The organism is Caulobacter sp. X (assembly GCF_002742635.1).
In the GTDB taxonomy this organism is placed as follows: domain Bacteria; phylum Pseudomonadota; class Alphaproteobacteria; order Caulobacterales; family Caulobacteraceae; genus Caulobacter.
In genome coordinates, this window is sequence record NZ_PEGF01000001.1 from 1,813,321 (window position 1) to 1,833,649 (window position 20,329).

Annotated in this window: 19 protein-coding genes; 11 read left to right on the forward strand and 8 right to left on the reverse strand. The window is 67.6% G+C overall.

Annotation, left to right across the window (positions count from 1 at the left end; genetic code table 11):
- Positions 1–4: 4 nt before the first annotated feature.
- The 3 genes from CSW60_RS08380 to CSW60_RS08390 are packed head-to-tail and all read right to left on the reverse strand — an operon-like array spanning position 5 to position 1,884.
- Complete coding sequence (locus CSW60_RS08380) at positions 5–316, reverse strand: hypothetical protein (protein WP_099536821.1); 312 nt, start codon at positions 314–316, stop codon at positions 5–7.
- Positions 317–318: 2 nt separating this feature from the next.
- Positions 319–1,596, reverse strand: coding sequence for a flagellar hook protein FlgE (gene flgE, locus CSW60_RS08385; RefSeq protein ID WP_099536822.1), 1,278 nt, complete (start codon positions 1,594–1,596; stop codon positions 319–321).
- Positions 1,597–1,599: 3 nt separating this feature from the next.
- Positions 1,600–1,884, reverse strand: coding sequence for a flagellar hook assembly protein FlgD (locus CSW60_RS08390; protein WP_099536823.1), 285 nt, complete (start codon positions 1,882–1,884; stop codon positions 1,600–1,602).
- Between the two features lie 236 nt (positions 1,885–2,120).
- Between CSW60_RS08390 and CSW60_RS08395 the strand changes: the two genes are divergently transcribed.
- The 7 genes from CSW60_RS08395 to CSW60_RS08420 all read left to right on the forward strand — a co-directional run bounded on the left by CSW60_RS08395 (position 2,121) and on the right by CSW60_RS08420 (position 10,211).
- Complete coding sequence (locus CSW60_RS08395; protein ID WP_099536824.1) at positions 2,121–2,945, forward strand: flagellin; 825 nt, start codon at positions 2,121–2,123, stop codon at positions 2,943–2,945.
- 56 nt (positions 2,946–3,001) lie between these two features.
- Positions 3,002–4,696: a flagellar filament capping protein FliD gene (gene fliD, locus CSW60_RS08400; RefSeq protein ID WP_099536825.1), complete on the forward strand. Its 1,695-nt coding sequence runs from the start codon at positions 3,002–3,004 to the stop codon at positions 4,694–4,696.
- A complete protein-coding gene (locus CSW60_RS24360; RefSeq protein WP_099536826.1) occupies positions 4,689–5,057 on the forward strand; it encodes a flagellar protein FliS in 369 nt (122 codons plus the stop codon). Before fliD ends, CSW60_RS24360 begins: the two co-directional genes overlap by 8 nt.
- Positions 5,058–5,172: 115 nt before the next feature.
- A complete protein-coding gene (locus tag CSW60_RS08410; RefSeq protein WP_099536827.1) occupies positions 5,173–5,823 on the forward strand; it encodes an RNA polymerase sigma factor in 651 nt (216 codons plus the stop codon).
- A 37-nt stretch (positions 5,824–5,860) separates the two neighbouring features.
- Positions 5,861–5,998 (forward strand): hypothetical protein, encoded by a 138-nt coding sequence (locus CSW60_RS23450; RefSeq protein ID WP_161495631.1) that lies wholly within the window; start codon positions 5,861–5,863, stop codon positions 5,996–5,998.
- Between the two features lie 123 nt (positions 5,999–6,121).
- Complete coding sequence (locus tag CSW60_RS08415) at positions 6,122–9,361, forward strand: autotransporter outer membrane beta-barrel domain-containing protein (RefSeq protein ID WP_099536828.1); 3,240 nt, start codon at positions 6,122–6,124, stop codon at positions 9,359–9,361.
- Positions 9,362–9,482: 121 nt separating this feature from the next.
- Entirely contained in the window at positions 9,483–10,211 is a 729-nt protein-coding gene (locus CSW60_RS08420; protein WP_161495632.1) for a response regulator transcription factor, read from the forward strand.
- Positions 10,212–10,224: 13 nt separating this feature from the next.
- Here the strand turns inward: CSW60_RS08420 and CSW60_RS23085 are convergent, their stop codons facing one another.
- The 3 genes from CSW60_RS23085 to ribA form a co-directional block, all read right to left on the reverse strand.
- On the reverse strand, positions 10,225–12,288 hold the full coding sequence (locus CSW60_RS23085; protein ID WP_143324138.1) for an ATP-binding protein: 2,064 nt from the start codon (positions 12,286–12,288) through the stop codon (positions 10,225–10,227).
- A 4-nt stretch (positions 12,289–12,292) separates the two neighbouring features.
- Positions 12,293–13,015: a response regulator transcription factor gene (locus CSW60_RS08435; protein ID WP_099536831.1), complete on the reverse strand. Its 723-nt coding sequence runs from the start codon at positions 13,013–13,015 to the stop codon at positions 12,293–12,295.
- A 178-nt stretch (positions 13,016–13,193) separates the two neighbouring features.
- Entirely contained in the window at positions 13,194–13,841 is a 648-nt protein-coding gene (gene ribA, locus CSW60_RS08440) for a GTP cyclohydrolase II (RefSeq protein ID WP_099536832.1), read from the reverse strand.
- A 186-nt stretch (positions 13,842–14,027) separates the two neighbouring features.
- Here ribA and CSW60_RS08445 point away from each other — a divergent pair, with 186 nt between their 5' ends.
- The 3 genes from CSW60_RS08445 to CSW60_RS08455 are packed head-to-tail and all read left to right on the forward strand — an operon-like array spanning position 14,028 to position 17,272.
- A complete protein-coding gene (locus CSW60_RS08445; protein ID WP_099536833.1) occupies positions 14,028–14,639 on the forward strand; it encodes a dihydrofolate reductase family protein in 612 nt (203 codons plus the stop codon).
- Complete coding sequence (locus CSW60_RS08450; RefSeq protein ID WP_099536834.1) at positions 14,636–15,400, forward strand: hypothetical protein; 765 nt, start codon at positions 14,636–14,638, stop codon at positions 15,398–15,400. Before CSW60_RS08445 ends, CSW60_RS08450 begins: the two co-directional genes overlap by 4 nt.
- A gap of 9 nt (positions 15,401–15,409) precedes the next feature.
- A complete protein-coding gene (locus tag CSW60_RS08455) occupies positions 15,410–17,272 on the forward strand; it encodes a WD40 repeat domain-containing protein (RefSeq protein WP_099536835.1) in 1,863 nt (620 codons plus the stop codon).
- Positions 17,273–17,389: 117 nt separating this feature from the next.
- On the opposite strand, the gene CSW60_RS08460 is transcribed toward CSW60_RS08455, so the two are convergent.
- Positions 17,390–17,593 (reverse strand): hypothetical protein, encoded by a 204-nt coding sequence (locus CSW60_RS08460; RefSeq protein WP_099536836.1) that lies wholly within the window; start codon positions 17,591–17,593, stop codon positions 17,390–17,392.
- Between CSW60_RS08460 and CSW60_RS08465 the strand changes: the two genes are divergently transcribed.
- On the forward strand, positions 17,592–18,986 hold the full coding sequence (locus tag CSW60_RS08465) for a hypothetical protein (RefSeq protein WP_099536837.1): 1,395 nt from the start codon (positions 17,592–17,594) through the stop codon (positions 18,984–18,986). The two genes, CSW60_RS08460 and CSW60_RS08465, sit on opposite strands and share 2 nt — an antisense overlap.
- A gap of 45 nt (positions 18,987–19,031) precedes the next feature.
- On the opposite strand, the gene CSW60_RS08470 is transcribed toward CSW60_RS08465, so the two are convergent.
- Complete coding sequence (locus CSW60_RS08470) at positions 19,032–20,252, reverse strand: hypothetical protein (RefSeq protein WP_161495633.1); 1,221 nt, start codon at positions 20,250–20,252, stop codon at positions 19,032–19,034.
- Positions 20,253–20,329 lie beyond the last annotated feature (77 nt).

A 20,329-nucleotide genomic window follows, 5' to 3' on the forward strand; every position in this document is an offset into this window, starting at 1 on the left:
ACCGCTAGCGCTCCCCGCGCCCGGCGCGTCCGCCATAGCCGTCGATCGCGCGAAGCCCGCGATTCATCGCCGTGATCTGGGCGCGCTGGACCTGCATCTCGCCGGACAGGCTCGCCGCCCGCCCCTCAAGCGCGCGACGCACGTCGTCGAGGTTCGACAGCATCAGCAGGCGCGCGTCGCCGGACAGTCCGTCCAGGGTTTCGGCGATGGACCGCGCCAGAGCGATGGCGTCCGCCACGGTCTCCACCACGGGCGTGCGCCCCTCGGCCTCGCGCGAGGCCTGCGCCCTGGCGGCGAGTTTCTCGAACGTCTCCATGGCTAGCGCACGGCCTGGATCAGGGAGTCGAACATGTCGCCGGCGGTGCTGACCACCTGGGAGGCGGCCGAATAGGCCTGCTGGGCGATGATCATCTTGTTGAACTCGGTGGCGATGTCGGTGGTCGAGCCTTCGAGGGCGCTGGCCACCAGCGAGCCGGCCCCGCCCTCGCCCGGCAGGTTCAGGTGGACCTGGCCCGCGGCGCTGTTCTCGTCATAGGTGGTGCCCGAGACCAGGGTCAGGCCGTTGGGGTTGCTGAAGGTCGCGATCGGGATCTGGTAGATCGCCAGGCTGATGCCGTTGTCGAAATTGGCGGTGACCAGGCCGTCGGAGTCGATGCTGATCCCCGACAGCTCGCCATACAGCGCGCCGTCCTGTTCGGTCTGGACGTCCTCGAGCCCGATGGTCGAGGAGGTCGAGGCGTATTGCGTCACCCCGTCCGTGCCGCCAACCTCGCCGATGTCCAGCGTGACCGCGCTATCGGCCGCGCCGCTGCTGAAACCCGTCACGGTGAAGTCGAGGGCCGGGGTCACCGAGCCCAGCGAGCCGTCGGTGTTGAAGACCACCGTGTACGGGCCGCCGCTGATCGTCCCCGACTGGGTCGTCCCGTCGGAGGTCAGCACCGGATCGGACAAGGTCAGCGTCCAGGTGTTGTCGGCCGTCTTGCTCCAGGTCTGGCCGACCGTGTGGCTGACGCCCAGCGAGTCGATCATCTGCATGCTGGTGGTCAGCGACGCGCCGACCTCGGCGTCGGCCGGGACGTTGGCGCTCATCTCGATCTGGGTGGTCGCCTTGGCCGTGCCGCCGATCGAGGACAGGTTGATGGCCGACAGACCCGTCAGGTCGTTGGTGTTCGAGGCCAGCACGTCGCCGTCGGCGTTCGTCGGCCACCCCATCAGGTAGAAGCCTTCGGTGTTGATCAGATAGCCGTCGGCGTTCGTCTCGAAGCTGCCGTTGCGGGTGTACATGTCCGCCGAGGCGGCGGCGGTCGGGTCGCTGGTGACGACGAAGAAGCCGGCGTCCTGGATGGCGACGTTGGTGGCGACGCTGGTCGAGGTGACCGTCCCCTGCACCGACATGGCCTGGCTCGACTTAGCGGTGACCGCGCTGGTCGAGGTGGCCGAACCCCTTCCCCCGCTGACCAGGGCCTGGAAGTAGACGTCGGTGGTCTTGTAGGCCGTGGTCGACGAGTTGGCGATGTTCTCGGAGATGGCCGACAGGGCGCGGCTCTGGGCGGTCAGGCCCGAAACGGCGGTCGACAGGGCGGCGGAAAGCGACATCGATCAGCTCCCCGAGGCCAGCAGCGAGACCTGGGTCAGCACGTTCGACATCGTGTCCGACATCGTCGTCAGCGTGTCGTTCATGTTGATCTGCTGCTCCAGCGACGAATAGGTCGCCAGCTGGCTGGTGAACTCGTTGGGATCGGTCGGATCCAGCGGGTTCTGGTTGGTCAGCTGGGTCATCAGCAACTGCAGGAAGTCGGTCGTGCCCAGCTTCAGCGAGCTGGACGAGGACGACGTCGCAGTGGTCGTCGTCGCGGCGCTGGTCGCGGAGGTGATGGCGGTCATCGGAGGCCTCGAGGGTTCCAGAGGTGCGACGCCTTGCCGGCGCCGATGACCTTTTGAACGGAGGCTCCCCGTCGGATGGGGCGCGGAAAATTTCGAAAATCGCCGACGAAAAAACACCGCCCCATCCGAGCGGCCCGCGCCGTTCAAGTCGTGAAGCCCGTCCGCGAAGAACCGCAGGCGACGCTTCCCGGTCGGGACTTTCCCCGCCCGGCTTCCGAAGAGAAGCGGATTAGAAAATGCCTGTTATCTCGACCAACACGGCGGCCAACACCGCCCTGCGCTATCTGAACAACAATTCGACGGCGCAGAGCGAATCCCTGGCCAAGCTGTCGAGCGGCTCGCGGATCGTGAGCGCGAAGGACGACGCCTCAGGCCTCGCCATCGCCACGTCCATGAACGCCGACATCACCGTGCTCAACCAAGCCGCCACCAACGTCACCAGCGGCACCTCGGTGCTGAACACGGCCGACGGCGCGCTGTCCAACATCGCCGACATCCTCCAGCGGATGAACTCCCTGACGGCCCAGGCCCAGTCGGGAAGCTCGAGCGTCGATGATCTCAGCTACATCGACGCCGAGTACCAGCAGCTGCTGGAAGAAGTCGACGACATCGCGACCACGACCAACTTCAACGGCGTGGCTCTTCTGGATGGGACCAGCGGCTACTCGACCGGCGTGGACTTCCTGGTCGGCACCGCCAGCACCGACACCATCACGGTGAAGCTGGACGGCGCCACCTCGACGGACCTCGGCATCAACGGCACCTCGATCACGGACGCGGCCTCGGCCGCTTCGAACATGGACCTCATCCAGACCGCCATCACGCAGGTCTCGGAAATGCGGGCCAATGTCGGCGCGACCCTGTCGCGGTTCGAGTTCCGGGGCGACGTGATCAGCACCTCGCTGGAGAACCTGCAGTCGGCCAAGTCGGCGATTTCGGACGTCGACATCGCGACCGAGCAGACCAACTTCACCAACTATCAGACGCTGACCAGCGCCGCGATTTCGGCCCTCTCGCAGGCCAACTCGATGAGCCAGTCGCTTCTGAAGCTGCTGCAGTAGTCGGCTCAACTGGCGGGAGGGCCTGACGGTTCTCCCGCCGCACTTTCGGCGCCCCCATGACCAGCACCAGCACGGTTTCGAGCAGCGGCTCGACCACCTATCTGACCGGCACGATCTCGGGCCTGGACACCGACGCGCTGATCGAGGCGGCGGTGAGCCAGAAGACCGCGCGCGCCGACACGCTCGACGCCAAGGTCACGGCCAACACGACGAAGATCAGCGCCTACCAGACGCTGCAAGGACTGCTGGACGACGTGACCAGCGCCATGTCGTCTCTAAAGTCGACGGCCTACAGCAGCCTGTCGACCAGCACGGGCAACGCGTTCGACGACAAGAGCGCCTATCTCACGGCCTCCGACGGGTCGGACGCCACGGACATCATCGCGGTCAGCGCCGACTCGGACGCGGTCGCGGCCAGCTATTCGGTGACCGTCACCCAGCTGGCCAAGGCGATGAAGGTCGCCTCCGACAGCCACGACACGACGACCGCGCTGGGCCAGAGCGGCGACTTCACGATCGGCGTAGCGGACGGAGCCTCGGCGACCATCTCGGTCACCGCGGACATGACGCTGTCGGACCTGGCCGACGCCATCAATGAACAGAGCGACGCGACCGGCGTCAGCGCCACCCTGCTGAAAGTCTCGAGCGGCGCCTACAAGCTGGTGCTGTCCGCCGCTGACACCAATGTCGACATCGAGGTCTCCGACGCCAGCGGCGCGGCCGCCGCCATCGGCCTGGTGGATGACAACGGCGACTTCGCCAATGTGCTCCAGGCGGCCCAGCCGGCCGTCGCCACCATCGACGGCGTCGAGATCACCAGCGACAGCAACCAGCTGACGGACACCATTCCGGGCCTGTCGATCTCGCTTCTCCAGACGACCGGGACCGACCAGACCGTGACCCTGGACATCGAGGCGGACTATTCGGACATCAAGACCGCGATCACCGCCTTCATCGACGCCTACAACGCCCTGCGCGACTTCGTGGACACCAATTCCGAGGTCGCCGCCGACGGGACCGTGGACGAGGACGCGGTGCTGTTCGCCGACTCCCTGCTGCGCGGCGTGACCAAGCAGCTGTCCGCCACCGTCGGCGGCAAGGCCGGCTCGGCCGCGGACGGGGTGGACAATCTCGCGGCGCTGGGCATTACGCTGAACGCCGAGAACCAGCTGGAGCTCTCCGACGAGACCACGCTGGACAACCTGCTGCTGTCGGATCTGGACAGCCTGCGGGGCTTCTTCGAAAGCAAGTTCACGACCAGCGACAGCGCGCTGAAGCTGCTGAAGAACGCCAGCACCGCCTCGTTCGACTTCACCCTGGACGTGACGGTGACCGACGGCTCCATCAGCGACGTGACCGTCGATGGCCAGAGCGGCCTGTTCACCGTTTCGGGCAGCCGCATCGTCGGCGCGGCCGGCACGATCTACGAAGGCCTGTCGTTCGCCCTGGTGACCCAGGCCAGCGCCTCGATCGACGTGACGCTGACCCAGGGCTTCGCGGACCTGATCACCACCCAGCTCGACGGCTACGCCAACGCGTCGACGGGTCTGATCCAAGGCGAGATCGAGCGCCTGAACGACTCCAACACCGCGCTCTCGGACAAGTCGACGGCGATCCGGGACAACGCCGAGACCTACAGGACCACGCTGATCGCCAAGTACTCGGCCATGGAGCAAGAGCTCTACGCCGCTCAGGTCCTGCAGGAACAGATCAAAGCCATACTAGGTAGCTCGAGCAACAGCGATGAATAGCAATCAAGCCATCCAGGCCTACCGGGCCTCAAAGCAGCTCAACGAAAATCCTCGTGACGTCCTCACGGCCGTTCATGAGGAGCTCTATAGCGCCATAGCGTCGGTAAAATATGCCTACGAGCAAAATAAGCTCGACCAAATGTGCGAGCGCCTCGCCAAGGCCGTACAGATACTCACCGTTCTTGCAACAACTTTGAATTTTTCCGCAGTGGGCGGAGATGGAGCGCACCTCCAGCGATATTACCTAAGGTTGCTGAACTTGCTAAATCGGAACGAAAAGGGCCTGAACCGATCCGTATCATATCAGGAGGCGATGGATTTATTGCGCCCCCTATGCCAAGAGTTTCGAAAAGTTCCGTAAGAACAATTCAATTCAATAACGCAAAATATCAAGGCGTTTCCGGCATGAATATTTGTGACTGGCACGTCGATTGCTTTGCCAAGTTCGACGAAAATCGCGAACTCGGGCCAAAGACATGCTCAATCAATTTGAGAAGGCGGATGAAAACGATCGCCGTTCTTGGTCGGACGAGACCTTGTTCGCCGCGGCGCGCGCCGGCGACGAACAGGCCTTCCGCATCCTGGTCGACCGGCACGCCCGCGTGGTGCGGCGACTGGCGCTCAGCATCCTGGGCGACGCCCACGAGGCCGAGGACATCGCGCAGGAAGCCTTCGTCGCCGCCTGGCGCGCCCGGGAGAACTGGACGCCCGACGCGCGCTTCACGACCTGGCTGCACCGGATCGCGGTCAACAAGGCCATCGACCGCTATCGCGCCCGTCGCGCCACGCCCGAGCCGGCCGAGGTCATCACGCGCCTGGCCGACGCCGCGCCCGCCGCCCCGGTCGAGGATCAGCAGCAGGCCCTGGAGCGTCGCGAGAGCGCCCGCTCATTGCGCGACTGCCTGCAACGCCTGCCGGCCAGCCAGCGCCAGGCGCTGACGCTCTACTATTTCGAAGACCTGGACGTCGCCAGAATAGCCGGCGTCCTCGACACCACGGAACAGGCCGTGCGCTCGCTCCTCAAGCGGGGTAAGCAGGCGTTGCGCCTCCTCATTCAAAGGCAGAAGAGCCTTGCCGCCCATGGATCTTTCGGTTTTTCGTCAGCGGCTGTCGATACTGGGCGCTGACATCGCGCGCTGGCCCGACGGGGACGAAGCGGTCGCCTTGCTCGCCGCTTCCGACGAAGCCGTCGCCCTGCTGGCCGCCGCCTTGGACAAGAGCGACGACACCGGCTCCGACGCCCTCGACTCCGCTTTGACGGACGCCGTCCTGGACGCCGCGCTGGGACGCCCCAAGGACTAGTCTTGCGCCCCGTAACGCCTAGCTACGCCAGATTACAGGGCGCCGCGCGGCGGAAACAACCCGGCCACGGAGCGGTCAAGGCCAGCGGATAGGGCTCGCGGGGATAGTCCCTCGAAGGTCCTCATGCCGCACAAGTTTCTGATCGTCACGGCGGCCGCCGCGCCGATGCTGCTCGCCGCCGGTGACGCCCTGGCCGAAGTGCAGGTCACCAGCAGCTCGCGGACCACCGCGATCACCACGGCCAGCCCGAACGGCGGAACGGCCGATGACGTCAAGGTCACGGACGACGGCGTCATCACCCTCAGCGCGGCGGGCCCGATGGTCACGCTCGACAGCGACAACACCGTCACCATCAATGGCGGCCTGGCCAGCGTCGGGGTGGACGACTCCGTGGGCGTGCTGGTCATCGGCGGCAAGACCGGCTCGGCGACGACCGCCGGCTCGATCAGCCTCACCGAGGACTACGACTACGAGGACACCGACGACGACGGCGACTATGACGGCCTCTTCGCCAAGGGCTATCGCCGCTACGGGATCCGGCTGACCGGAAGCGACGCCTTCACCGGCACGATCACCAACTCCGGCTCGATCACGATCGAGGGCATGGATTCGGCGGGCATCAGTCTCGAGGCGCCCTTGGTCGGGAACCTCGTCCACTCCGGCTCGATCAGCGTTACTGGCGATCGCGGCTACGGGATTCACATCGCCGCGCCCGTCACCGGGAACGTGACGATCGAAGGCTCGACCAGCGTCCTGGGCCAGGGCTCGGTCGGGGTGGCGGTGGACTCGGCGATCGACGGCGCCTTCGTGCTGCAGGGCTCGGTCTCCTCGACCGGCTATCGCATCACCTCGCGCTACAGCGACCCCGACGACCGGGCCCTGCTCGACGCCGACGACATGCTGGAAGGCGACGGCGGCGTGAACATCGCCGCGAACGTGTCCGGCGGCGTGCTGCTGGATGTTCCGCCCACGGACACAAACGACGACACCAGCGACGACGAGGACGGCGACGGCGTCACCGACAGCTCGGAGGGCTCGGCCTCGATCTCGGCCTATGGCGGCGCGCCGGCGCTGAAGATCGGCTCCAACAGCAACACCGTGACCCTAGGCGCGGTCGGAACCGGCGACAACGCCTATGGCCTGATCATCAAGGGCTCGGTCAGCGCCTACAGCCCCTATGACGGCGTCGAGACCACCGGCGTCCAGATCGGCGGCGACGCGGGATACGAGACCCTGATCACCGGCGGCGTCCGCATCACGGGCGCGGTGTCGGCTTCGGGCTACGAGGCCCAAACGAACGGCCTGCATCTGAAGTCGGGCGCGATCGCCGACACGATCTGGAACGCCGGCTCGATCACCGCCTCGACCACCTCGGAAGGCGACTTCTCGGCGCGCGCCCTGGTGATCGACTCCGGGGCCCAGACCAGCACGTTGAACAACGACGGCGTGATCACCGCCACGGTGCTGGGCGAGAAGGGAACGTCCTACGCCGTCCTCGACAATTCCGGGACCCTGAGCACGATCAACAACACCCGCACCATCGCCGCCTATGTCACGGCGACGGACGACGACTACGACACCGACGACGACAATGACGACGCCAGCGACGAGACGGTCACCGGCAAGGCGATCGCCATCGACGTCTCCAAGAACACCACCGGCGTGACCATCACCCAGACCGGCGTCAATGACGGCGACGACGGCGATGACGATGTCGCGGACACCGACACCGATGGCGACGGCGTCGACGACGCCGACGAACCGGCGATTCTCGGCAAGATCCTGCTGGGCTCTGGCGACGACCACCTGAACGTCCTGAACGGCACGGTGATCGGCGCGATCTCGTTCGGCGACGGGGCCGACAGCCTGACCATCGACGGCGGCGGCTATGTCCTCACCACCCTGTCGGACTCCGACGGGCGGCTGGACATCAGCGTCGGCTCGGGCACGCTGGGTCTGCTCAACACCAACGACCTGAACGTCAGCAACCTGACCCTGGGGGCCAGCAGCAAGCTGATCTTCAGCGTCGATCCGGCGGCGGGGACGGCGACCCGCCTGGTGGCGGACACCGCCACCATCGCTTCAGGCGCCAATCTGGGCCTGGTGATCAACAACCTGCTGACCACGGCGTCGACCTTCGAGGTGATCAAGGCCGGAACCCTGACGGCGGGCGACATCAGCCAGGACCTGCTGGGCGACGCCCCTTACCTCTATGTGGCCAAGGCCTATCAGTCCGGGAACAGCATCGACATCGACGTGCGCCGCCGGACGGCGACCGAGGCCGGCATGACCCGCAACCAGGCCTCGGCCTACGACGCGGTGTTCGCCGCCCTGTCCAAGAACGACGACATCGCCGGCGCCTTCCTGAACCAGAACACCAAGGACGGCTTCTACAACCTCTACAACCAGATGCTGCCCGATCAGGGACTGGGCATGTTCTCGGCCCTGCAGGCGGTGAACCAGCAGATCTCGGCGGCGACCATGATCCGGCCGGACCTGGGCGACCGCTACGGCCCGGACAGTGTCTGGGTGCAGCAGATCAACACCCTGATCCGCCGCGAGGACGGCGAGGACCAGGGCTCGGACACCCAGGCGCTCGGCTTCGTCGCCGGCTACGAGGCCATGGGCGACGCGGGCGGCGCCCTGGGCGTGACGCTCGCCGCCGTCAGCATCGAGGAGCACGACACCACCGCCAAGGTCGGGGAGCACACCACCAACGCCCTGGTCCAGGCCGGCGTCTACTGGCGTCGCTCGATCGGCGGCTGGCGCTTCAACCTGGGCGGCGGCGCCGGCTATGGCTGGCTGACCGGCGATCGCAGCTTCTACAGCGAGGACGTCGACGCGGACGGCGAAGCCGACGCCTCGGCCACCAGCGTCGCCCACTGGAACGGCTTCACCACCAACGCCTTCGCGGGCATGGCCTACGAGCAATCGATCGGGCGCTACTTCGTCCGGCCGGAAGCGCGCCTCGACTATGTCTATTTCAGCGAAGGCAAGCGCAGCGAAACGGGCGGCGGGGACGGCTTCGACCTCATCCGCGACGCGCGCAGCTTCAGCAACCTCAGCGGCGACGCCGGGATCGTGCTCGGCGCGCAGTTCGGTCAGGCGGTGTGGTGGCGTCCCGAAATCCGCGTCGGCTATCGCCAGACCCTGGCCGGAGACATCGGCGACACGGTCGCGCGGTTCCGCGGCGGCGAGTCGTTCACCCTGACCTCGACGGCCGACAAGCAGGGCGCGGCCACCCTGGGCTTCGCGATCCGCGCCGGTTCTGCCCTGTCCTATCTGGCGCTCGAAGGCGGCGCCGAGGCGGCCAAGAAACAGAACCGATACTATGTGCGGTTCTCGGGTCGGGCCATGTTCTAACGCCCGCAAAACTCGACCACAAAGCCGCCTTAATCGCGATTGTTTCAATACACTGCGAAGGTATTTCCGCCGCTACGCGCCGGTACAGCTTCAAGGGTTCTCGGACCCAGGAGCTTGTGGCGTGCAGCAAAGAATCCTTCTCCTCGACGCCGACCTCGAAGCGCGGTCGCTCATGTGCGACCTGCTCTCTCGCCATGAATACGAGGTCGTTACGGCCTCGTCCGGCCAGCAGATGGACCGCATCCTGACGACGACGCCCGTCGACGCCGTCGTGCTCGACATCATGCTGCCAGGCGAAGGCGGCTTTTCCGTCTGCAACCGCCTGCGCAACCAAAGCCCCGCTCCCGGCGTCATCGTGGTCAGCGCCATGGCCGAGGAAAGCGACGTGGTGGTGGGCCTGGAGATCGGGGCGGATGACTATGTCGCCAAGCCCTACCGCTCGCGTGAGCTTCTGGCCCGGATCCGCGCCGTGCTGCGACGGCGCCAGGCCAGCATGCGACCCAACCCCGACGACGATAAGGCCAATGTCTATCGCTTCGACGGCTGGCGACTGAACGTCGTCACGCGCCAGCTGTTCGACCCCTATAATCGTCCCGTCGAGCTATCGTCCGGCGAATTCAATCTCCTGAAGACGCTGGTCTCAAATCCGCAGCAGATCGTGCCGCGAGCGCAGCTCGCGCAGAGTTCCGGCTCCGGCAAGCGCCGTGATAACTCGCCCCAGATCAACGTGATCGTCAGTCGCCTGCGCGCCAAGCTGGCCCGCGTTCAGGGCGGCGCCGACCTCGTCCGGACCGTGCGCGGCCAGGGCTACCTGCTGACCGCGGCGGTCGAAAGCCTGGCGAGCGACTAAGCCGGGCAGACCTCTAAGCCGCCGCCTCCACGGTTCGCGCGCCCGGCAACCGGACTTCCGCGACCAGCCCTCGCTCGGCGGCGCGCAAGGTCAGCTCGCCGCCATGCGCGCGCACGGTGGAGCGCGACACCACAAGGCCCAGCCCCACGCCCGCCTTGCCGGAGGCGAGGGCCTGGGCGCCGCGATGATAGGCCTTGAACACGTCCTCCAGCTCCTCCGGCGGAATGCCCGGACCGGAGTCGGCGACGGTGACGCAGGCTTCGCCGGCGAACGCCTCCAGCTTCAGCCGCGCCTCGAAGCCGTACTTCACGGCGTTGTCGATCAGGTTCTCCATCACCCGCTGGATGGCGACCACGTCGATCTCGATCAGCACGGCCGGCCCCGGCTCCAGCGTAACCGGGCCCGCGGCGTCATCGACCACGACCTCCAGCACCGAGCGCAGGTCGACCACCTGACGCTGACGTCCGTCCATCTCGTCGCGCATGAAGCTGAGGACCGAGGCGATCATCTGCTCCATCTGATCCATGTCGCGCCCGATCGCCGCGCGCAGCGACGGCGGGGCCCGCTCCAGCTTGAAGCGCATCCTCGCCAGCGGCGTGCGCAAATCGTGGGAGATCGCCCGGACCATGCCGGTGCGGTCCTCGACATAGCGCTTGATGCGTCGCTGCATCTGGTTGAAGGCCTCGGCGGCGAGGCCGATCTCGGCCGGCCCGGTGAGCGGCGGCAGCTCCGCGGCAGGCTCGCGCCCCAAGCGGTCCGCCGACTCGGCGAACGCCTTCAGCGGCGCGGCTAGACGTTTGGCGAACAGCAGGGCCAGCGGCGTGACCAGCGCCACCGACAGGCCGAACCACAGCATCACCCGGCGCTGCCAGCTGTTGGGAAAACCTTCCGGACGCGGACGAACCGTCGCCCAGCGCCCATCGGCCTGCCGGAGCGCCGCGACGAACTCCCCTTCGATATAGGCCGCCGGCGCGAAGCCGAAGCGGGTGCTGGGGGCGGCCAGCGTGCGTCCGGACGAGGCGTCTTCGACGCGCGCCACCGTGGGCGGCGCGGCGATCTTCAGGCGCGGCGCCGGCGCGATGGGCTCGACCTTGGACGCGACGAGGGGCTCGACCGGCGTGGGCGTGGCGACTAGGGACGAGTCGCGCAGCGGCGCGGTCGAGACCTCGGTCTCGGACGGGGACGAGGGCGGGGGCGACGCCGCGCTCGACGTCTGGGTCTGGGTCTGGCTGGAGAACCGCACGCCAAAGACGGCGGCGTCCAACGGCGTGCGGATGATCGGTCCCCTGGGCCGCGCGGCCGCGATGGCCTGGGGGCCGCCGAACGGAGCGCCCGGAGCCGCGGGGGCCGTCGAATCCGGACCGCCGCCCGGTGCGCCCCTGCCCGGAGGCCTCGCAAAGGACCCCGCGTCCGTTCCGGGCGGGCGAGAGGGCCGCACATTGCCCATGGGAGCGTTCTGCGAGGTCATCGATCGCCGGATCGCCGCGCGAGCCTCGCTGTCGCGCGCGACGGACCGAAAATCCCGCGCCGGAAACGCGCCCTGGATCGGAAACGAAGGGAACCGGCCTCCGGCGCTCCTGGGGTCGCCAACCGGTCCTGGGAAGGCGCCGCCCGGGCCGGGCCGCGCCATGCCGCCGCCGCCGCCGCCGCCGCCGCCGCCGGGCGGGATCATTCCCGCGAGCACATAGCCTCGAGCGTTCTCGGCCCGCCTTGGGGGCGGCATGGGCGCGCCAGCCAGGGGCGGCGGCGCGTAGAACAGCAGCCGCACATCGCTCTCCGGCGCGCCGAGCAGTTTGGCGAGGTCGCGGGTGGCCGGCTGGGACACCACCCACCCCGGACTGTCCAGGCTGGGCGGCGAGGCCTCCAGGGTGCGCACCAAGGGGCGCTCGCGATCGTGGCGCGTTTCGCGGCCGCGAAGGGCGGCCTCGATGTCGGACAGGCTGTACTGGCTGGGCGGCGCGGGCGGGAAGAAGACGGTCAGCGCCAGGGTGACGACTTGCGCCGCGATCAAGGCTCCGACGACGACCGCGAGAATGCGCGCCCAAAGCGGAAGATGGATGCGTCCGACCCAGCTCACCCCGTCAGTCTCCGACCAGCACGCTGGCGTCCAGCATATAGCCCACGCCGCGATGGGTGCGGATCAACTCGCGGTCGGTCTGGTCCTGGATCTTGCGCCGCAGCCGGCTGATATGAAGGTCCAGCGCGCGGCCGGCCTCGTCCTCGGCGCGCAGCAGCGCGATCAGGTCCTCGCGAGGGACGACCTGCCGCCCTCGCTCCAGAAGGACGCCGAGGATCGCGAGCTCACTGCGCGTCAACAACAACACCGCTCCGTTCGGCGCCCGCAACTGATGCGCGGCGAGGTCCAGCCGGAAATTGGCGAAGCGATAGATGTTGGTCTTGCGCGCCGTCGGCCCAAGCGGCCTGCGCCGCAACATCGCCTTCACCCGCGCCAGCAACTCGCGAGGCATGATCGGCTTGACGACATAGTCGTCGGCGCCAAGCTCCAGGCCCAGAATCCGATCGATCGGGTCGCCCAGCGCGGTCAGCATCAGGATGGCGGGGCCGCCGCCGCCCGCGAAGGCGCGGCACAGGGACAGGCCGTCCTCTCCCGGCAGGTTGATGTCCAGAACCGCCACCTGGATCGCGCGCTCGGCCATGATCCGCCGGGCGCTGGCCGCGTCGCCGGCTTCATGCACCAGGTGGTCGTTGTCACGAAGATAGGTCGCCATCTCGCGACGGAGCTCGACGTCATCCTCGACGAGGAGAATTTCCGGGAGCGGCGTCGTGGCGGCAAGCGGGTTCATGATCGCGACATTAAACCACGACCACGGGCGCGAGGTTAAGGGTTTGAATCGCCGCGCCCCTTCAGAACGGCGATTGCGCGCTTGTTTGGGCGACGGGCGTCAACGCCTGATCAGATCGCGACGGCCCGCGCGGGCCGGCTCCCAGATCTTCGCGCCGCAAGACCCCGCGCGCTGAACTTCAGATCGGATCCTCCGACGCGGCCAGACCCGCCGGCGCGGCTTCCAGCCAGTCGATGGCGTGACCCATCTTCGCGGCCTTGGTCGAGAGATAGCCGCGGTTCTCGGGCCGCGGCACGCTGCGCATCGGCACGCGCTCGACGACGCGGATCCCCGCGGCCTTCAGCGCGTCCACCTTGCTGGGATTGTTGGTCATCAGACGCACCGCGGCGACGCCGAGATCGGCCAGCATCTCCGCGGCGATATCGAAGCTGCGCAGGTCCGCCGCGAAGCCCAGCTGGAGGTTCGCCTCCACCGTGTCGAGCCCGCGGTCCTGCAACGCATAGGCCCGCAGCTTGTTGGCCAGCCCGATGCCGCGCCCTTCCTGCCGGAGATAGAGGATGATCCCCGCGCCCTGCCGGCCGATCCGCGCGCGCGCGGCGGCGAGTTGATCGCCACAGTCGCAACGCAGCGAACCAAATAGATCGCCGGTCATGCACTCCGAATGGATCCGAACCAGCGGCGGCGCGGCGACAACATTGCCCATCACCATCGCCACATGCTCGCGCCCGGTTCTCCGCTCCAGATAAACGACCATCGAATACCTTCCCTCTTCGGTCGGTATTCCGGCATCGCACAATCTATCCAGCCGATACTGTTCATTAATCATGGCGATCTCTTCCCAGTTAGCCCGTGTGCTTATCGAACATCTTTCTCGAGGCCCGGCCTCATACCACCCTGACGCGAGCTTGTAGCGAAATACAAATTATGCTGTACATAGCGCCATGTACAGTTTCATCGTCGGTATCGAGATCGCATCGCTTCAAACCTGAGCCATGGGGAGTGGACGGGGCGAATGGGACGGCCTTTCATCCACGTCAATTTCGCCGCGAGCGACGCTGGCGTTTCCGGCGAGGCGCTGAGCTATGCCGGAAATATCTCCTGCTCCGCCGACTGGAAGCGCGTCCACACGCTGCGCGAGCGCTATGACGCGATCGCGGTAGGCGTAAGAACCTGGAACACCGACCAGCCGCGCCTCACCGCCCGGGCCGATCGGCTCGGCCGCGAGCCTCGCCGCCAGCCGCGGCGCGTGATCTTCGCGGGCGCGCATCCGTGCGCGGCCCCGCAACCCGGCGCCTCGGTGTTCGTCGTCGGCTCCAGCGCGCCGACCGGGCGGGATGTGGTGACCTTGGCGATGAACGGGCGCGATCTGCGCGCGCCGCTGGCTGACCTGCGGGACCACGGGGTGGAGAGCCTGCTTGTCGAAGGCGGGCCGACGCTGCTGCGATCGTTCCTCGACCAGGGCATGGTCGATCTGATCACCGTGTTCGTGCGGGCCGGCAGCGCCCAGGCGGCGGATCGCGGCGTGCGCGAAAGCCTAGGCCCCCTGCCAGGGAACAGCCGCGTCAGCGCCTTTGGCGAGGGCTTCCTGCTTGAGGCGGGGCGGATCGAGGCGACGCCGTCATGACCGCGCCGGCCATCCGCTTCGTCATCTTCGCGGCGCCCAGAACCGGCAGCAATCTGCTGTGCAGCCTGCTGGGCGCCCATCCAGACATCCTCTGCCACCACGGGCTGTTCAATCCCGCCGGCGTCCACGCGGCGCGAGGTTGGCCTCGCGGGCCGCTGGGCGACGCGGCGGAGCGCGACCGCGACCCGGTAGCGTTCCTGGAGCGTGTCTGGAGCGCGGCCGGCGACGCGCGGGCGGTCGGCTTCAAGATGAACCTGGGCGAGAACGACGCGGCGTCGACGGCCCTGCTGCGCGACGCCTCGGTGCGCAAGCTGCTGCTGCGACGCCGCAACCGCGTCCGCACCTTTGTCTCGGAAGAGATCGCCGCGCGCACCGGCGTGTGGGAGAGCTACGACCCGCCCATCCAGGTCGGGCTCCCCGTGATCCGCGTGGCGATCGGCGACCTCGTGCGCCATGCGGATCGCAACGCCGCCTACTATGCAGGGCTCGAGTCCACCCTGATCGCGACCGGGCAGGACTGGCTCGAGATCGATTATGAAGCGCTCTCGAACCCCGGCGAACTGCGGCGCGTCCTGGCCTGGCTGGACGTCGGTTCGCGCGCCCCGCTCGCGCCAGCGTCCAGCAAGCGCGCCCCGGACGATCTCGGCGCCGTGGTGGCCAATTTCGAAGAGCTCGCCGCGGCGCTGGCGGACACGCCGTTCGCGGCCGAGCTGTTCGAGCGCGACCTGCCCAACCTCCGCTCTCCGCTCCTCTTGTCCTAGGCGCCGCCGATGTTCGATACGCCTCTCGCCCTCGCCTTGGCCCCCGCCGACAGCTTTACGCGCCATCGCGGTCCGGTCACCTCGGTCGCCGCTGTCCCCGGGCGCGCGGCGGCCGTCGCGGCCGCCTATGACGGCGCCGTCTCGCTGTTCGATCTCGACGCCGGCGCGGTCGATCTGCTCGGCTACCACGGGCACCTGGTCAATCACGTCACCGTCAGCGCCGACGGCGGCCTCGCCGCGTCATCGTCGTCGGACTACGACATCCGCATCTGGGATCTGCGCGAACGCCGCCTGGCGCGGGTGCTGCGCGGGCACAGCGACGACGTCGAGTGCTTCGCCTTCGTCGACGCGGAGACCGGCGTCTCCGCGTCGCGCGACCGGCGGATCCTCGTCTGGGATCTGACGACCGGCGCGATCCGACGCGTGATCGAGGGCCACGAGAAGGATGTGCTGTCGGTCGCGGTCCATGACGGGCTGATCCATTCGTCGGGCGACGACATGACGCTCCGCCAATGGGACCTCGCCACCGGCGAGCTGCTTCGCACCTGGGGCCCGTTCGAGACCGAGACCGACACCTGCGCGATCGACGGGCGCAACCATCGCGTCGTGCTGGGCTGCGACGACGGCGTGATCCGCATCTTCGACAGCCAGAGCGGCGCCTTCGTCGCCGAGATCGCGGCGCACGGGTCCGGGATCAAGAAGGTGGCGGTCTCGCCCGTCACCGGCGACATCCTGTCCTGCGCCTATGACCAGAAGATCCTGGTCTGGGACGCGCTGAGCTTCGCTCGCAAGGTGGCGCTCGAGGGGCACGCCGCCAAGTGGGAGCGCTCGTTCGGCTGGTCGCCCGACGGCAAGACGATCGTCGCCGGAACGTTCGATGGAACGGTGGTGCGGTGGGACGCGGCGTCGGGCGGGCTGATCGCCGAAATCGGCGGCGGGCCCGGCGAGCGCGGCAACGCCTGCTTCAACGACAGCGCGGGCGCGGCGGACGGCAGCGTCGCCCTGGTCGCCGATGACGGGCTGGTGCGGATGATCCGCTTCACCGACGATGACGCGCGGCTGATCGCCTCCGTCGAGCCGCCAGGCGGCCGCGTGCTGATGAACGCGGTCGCCCGCGACGAAGACCGCGGCCGCGTCTTCGGAGGCGCCCATGACCACGGGCTCCACATCTTCGCGGGCCAGGACCTGGAGGCTGTCGGGCGGTTGGCGCTGGGCCAGGGTCCGATCAATTCGATCCGAGTCGCGGCCTGCCCCGGCCACGAAGGCGCCGCGTTTGTCGCCTGCTACAGCGGCGCGATCGTCCGCGTCTCGCCGGACGGACGGGACGCCCGCGCGCACCCCCTGCACGATGGCGCGGTCAAGGCGTTGCGCCTTCACCCGCACGCGACCCTGGGCGTGAGCTGCAGCGCCGACGGCGGCCTGCTGTCCTGGACGCTTGACGGCGAGATCATCCACCGTTTCCCGGGCCACACCGCGATCGTCGACGACGTCGACATCGCTCCCGCGGGCGACCGCATCGCCAGCGCCTCGCGCGATTTCACCCTCAACATCTACGACCTCGCCGACGCGCGGCTGGTCCAGTCGATCGAGCTGGGGCGGCGCTCGCCCAAGTCGGTGTGCTTCTGGGACGCCGACACGGTGATCGTCGGCGACTACTGGGGCGCGCTGGTGAAGGTCGATCTGGCCACCGGCGGCGTCTCGCGCCGGACGATCGCCGCCAACGGGCTGAGCTCGCTGACCCGCTGCGGGCAAGCGCTTGTCGCGACCTCGTACGACGGCGGCGTCTATCGCGTGTCCGTGCGCGATCTCGAAGTCACGGGGGTCTATCGGGCCATGACCCAGAGACTGGTCCCGGCGGCCGCCGTGAAATGACAAAGGGCTGAAGACAAACAACTAAAAGGGAGAGCGCGCGATGGCACGCAAGTCATGGATGATCGCTTTGAGCCTGTCGCTGGCGCTCGCCGGCGCCGGATGCACGGCGAAAAAGGTTCAAGTCAGCAGCTCCGACAGCGCAGCGCCGTTGTGCGCTTTGAGCGCGTCCGAATTCAGCAGCTGGCAAGCGTCCGGCGGCGGGGGCTTCGTCGCGCCCAACAGCGCGGGGTCCACGCTGAACACCAGTTGCGGGTTCTTCAAATGGGGCTCGCAGATGTTCCTGTGGCTGACCAGCACGGACTCGACGGGAACGATGAACATGTTCTCGCCGACGTTCTACACCGCCGTGGAATCGACGGAGACGGGCAGCTTCGAACTGGTCCGCAATCCGGGCGGGACCGTCAACGCGCTCAAGTCCAATGGGCCCGCGACGATCGTGTTCCGCGCGCGCGTCAACAAGCCGGTCATCCTCAAGACCCACACGCCGGCGCAACTCGCCGCGGCGAGGGCCGACACCAGCAATCTCAACGATTCGACCGGTCAGGCGGGCGGCGGCGGGGTTCTGGTGCTCGACGGCGCCCCCGTCCCCGTGCCCGGCAAGGCGGGCTACGCGACCTATCCGGTGACCTACTACACGATCCAGGTGAACGACGTGTTCGCCGGCCTGCAGGCCAACCAGGCCAAGGTGCCGTATTACAACACGCCCAACTCGACCAAGACCTTCCCGACCACGCTGACCGAGGCGCAGCAGGTCCAGACCGCCTCTGGGACAACCTTCGCCGACATCAACCAACTGGCGCTCGAGCTCAAGAGCAGCTGGGTCGACACCGCCTATCTGACGCCCCAGCAGGCGCAGGGGCTGATCACGATCCAGGGTCAGGTTCCCGCCTTCACGCAGGGCACGGGGCCCAACGGCGTGCTCACGCTCAGCTGGGACGGCGTGACCACCGCGACGCGCACGCTCGCCCTGGTCGGCATCCATGTGGTCGGCACGGTTCCGGGCCGTCCGGGCATGGTCTGGTCGACCTTCGAGACCGTGTTCAACTCGCCCGACAACACCTATTCGTACATCAACAGCAACTACAACACGCAGAACAACAGCTGCCCGACCGGCGCCAACTGCCTGTCGACCGTGGCGTTCAGCACCAGCAACAGCACCCCGACGATCTTCTATAACGGCCAGGCGGGGACCTCGACGCTGCCGACCTCGATCGTGACCACGGCGACGTCGAGCGACTACAACACCGCGATCAACTCGACGTCGGCCAAGCTCGTGGCGACCAACGTCGTGCGCTACAATCCCTGGGGCAACCAGCAGCCGGCGACCCCGACGGTGAACGACCCGGTGATCCAGAACAACACCATGCTGCTCTCGCTGATGCAGACGCTGAATCCGCAGCTCAAGTCGACGGGCGGTCGGGGCCTGACGCTCGCCAACTATTTCCAGTCGGCCTCGGTGTGGAGCAACAATCTGATCCCCAACCAGACCGGCGCCCAGCAGTTCGGCTCGCTGTTCGCGGCGAACACGACCATGGAGACGTTCCAGCAGGTCTCGCCGAACAATAGCGATCCCAACGCCACCGCGAACAACTGCTTCAGCTGTCACAGCATCGCCGCCAACAAGCCCATGTCGCCGCCCTCGGCGGGGACCGGGGTCAGCCACGTCTTCCCGAACGTGACGTCATCGACGGCCTCGAAGCCGGCGAAGAAGTAGGACTAGGATATTGCCCCCTCCCCGCCCGCGGGGAGGGGGCAACTTCTAGAAGCGGATCGCTTGGCGGTGGAAGGCTCGCGCGCTCAGCGGGTCGCCGCCCTCGGCGACATAGCGGGCGCGATACTCGCCCGCGGTGATCGCATTGACGCTGCTGTTGCTGTGATCCGATCCGTACAGGAAGACGCTCGGCGCCCGCTCGGCCAGCGCCTCGATCCAGTCCGCGTAGATCCGGCGCTTTTCCTCCAGGCTGTGATGCGCGGCGCTGTAGATCGTCGAGAAGGCGTTGCTCCACCAGATCACGCCGCCCGGCGCATCCTCGATCCGCGCGATCAGCGCATCCGGCTCCAGGATGTTGCACGCCAGGTACTCGTGGCCGATCGCCTGGAACGCACGCCAATGCTCGGCGAAAGCCGCCTCGCCGCCCCAGCGCGCCAGCTCGGCCGCCCACAGGCGTTCGAGTTCGCGCCAGTCCATGTTCTCGGGCGTGGCGCCGGGCCAGAGATAGTAGTGGGTGCTCCCGCCGCGCTCGAACAGCGCGCGCAGATAGCGCGGATAGTCCCGACCGTCCCATTCGCTGTTGAGCTTGCGCCGGAAGTCCAGCGCGTCGGCGCTGTAGTCGAAGAACACCACGCGACTGTCCGCGCCCATGCCGTGCGTCGCCAGGATGCGGTTGGGCTTGAGGCCGGCGGCGACGCAATAGAGCGTCGAGACTGGTCCGGCGAAACCCGGCGGGGGCTCGGCGACGTCGTCATAGGATTCATAGTTGAGCACGAAGACGCCGCGTCCCGCCTTGTCGCACATCTCGTCAAGGAACGCCTCGAAGGGCGCGGCGGCGGAAAGATCGGCGCCCAGATCGATCAGATGCCCTTCAAGCGCGGGTCCGAACGGCGCGAGCTGCCCCAGTCTGGGCTCGCCCGCGCGCGACCACGCCGCCAGGTCGACCAGCACGCAGCGGCCGGCGACGCCCGCGAAGATGAAATCATGCGCGCCGACCCATGGCTCGAGCGCCTCGAAGAAGCCGCGCGCCTTGCCGCCGTCAGGGCCCGCATGCTCGGCGACGATGTGGCCATAGCCCTGGATCAGGCAGTAGCGACGCCCGGTCGCCTGTGCGCGCCTGAGGATGCGCGCGACATCGGGCTCCTCGATGATCTCGCCGAAATAGTGCCAGCGCAGCCAGGCGACGCTGAGGTCACGCGCGCGCCCCGTCGCCGTCCCCGCGCCGGCCTCGGCGCGGTCCCCCAGCAATCCACAGACGATATCGAGCACGCTCATCTCCCCTGCCGACGCGAAAACCTATTCCGCGAGAGTGGTGAGGTCCACAGGCGTCAACCAAGAATTGAGCG

Bases quoted from the DNA above. Each gene is read 5' to 3' on its own strand.
- CSW60_RS08450 (WP_099536834.1), top strand. From the start codon at position 14,636: ATGACCGCGCCGGCCATCCGCTTCGTCATCTTCGCGGCGCCCAGAACC.
- CSW60_RS08435 (WP_099536831.1), bottom strand. From the start codon at position 13,015: ATGAACCCGCTTGCCGCCACGACGCCGCTCCCGGAAATTCTCCTCGTC.
- CSW60_RS24360 (WP_099536826.1), top strand. From the start codon at position 4,689: ATGAATAGCAATCAAGCCATCCAGGCCTACCGGGCCTCAAAGCAGCTC.
- fliD (WP_099536825.1), top strand. From the start codon at position 3,002: ATGACCAGCACCAGCACGGTTTCGAGCAGCGGCTCGACCACCTATCTG.
- flgE (WP_099536822.1), bottom strand. From the start codon at position 1,596: ATGTCGCTTTCCGCCGCCCTGTCGACCGCCGTTTCGGGCCTGACCGCC.
- CSW60_RS08395 (WP_099536824.1), top strand. From the start codon at position 2,121: ATGCCTGTTATCTCGACCAACACGGCGGCCAACACCGCCCTGCGCTAT.
- CSW60_RS08390 (WP_099536823.1), bottom strand. From the start codon at position 1,884: ATGACCGCCATCACCTCCGCGACCAGCGCCGCGACGACGACCACTGCG.
- CSW60_RS08460 (WP_099536836.1), bottom strand. From the start codon at position 17,593: ATGTTCATCGTTCCCGTCGAGTCCGTGCTGGTCAGCCACAGGAACATC.
- CSW60_RS08410 (WP_099536827.1), top strand. From the start codon at position 5,173: ATGCTCAATCAATTTGAGAAGGCGGATGAAAACGATCGCCGTTCTTGG.
- CSW60_RS08445 (WP_099536833.1), top strand. From the start codon at position 14,028: ATGGGACGGCCTTTCATCCACGTCAATTTCGCCGCGAGCGACGCTGGC.
- ribA (WP_099536832.1), bottom strand. From the start codon at position 13,841: ATGATTAATGAACAGTATCGGCTGGATAGATTGTGCGATGCCGGAATA.
- CSW60_RS08380 (WP_099536821.1), bottom strand. From the start codon at position 316: ATGGAGACGTTCGAGAAACTCGCCGCCAGGGCGCAGGCCTCGCGCGAG.
- CSW60_RS08455 (WP_099536835.1), top strand. From the start codon at position 15,410: ATGTTCGATACGCCTCTCGCCCTCGCCTTGGCCCCCGCCGACAGCTTT.
- CSW60_RS08415 (WP_099536828.1), top strand. From the start codon at position 6,122: ATGCCGCACAAGTTTCTGATCGTCACGGCGGCCGCCGCGCCGATGCTG.
- CSW60_RS08465 (WP_099536837.1), top strand. From the start codon at position 17,592: ATGTTCTCGCCGACGTTCTACACCGCCGTGGAATCGACGGAGACGGGC.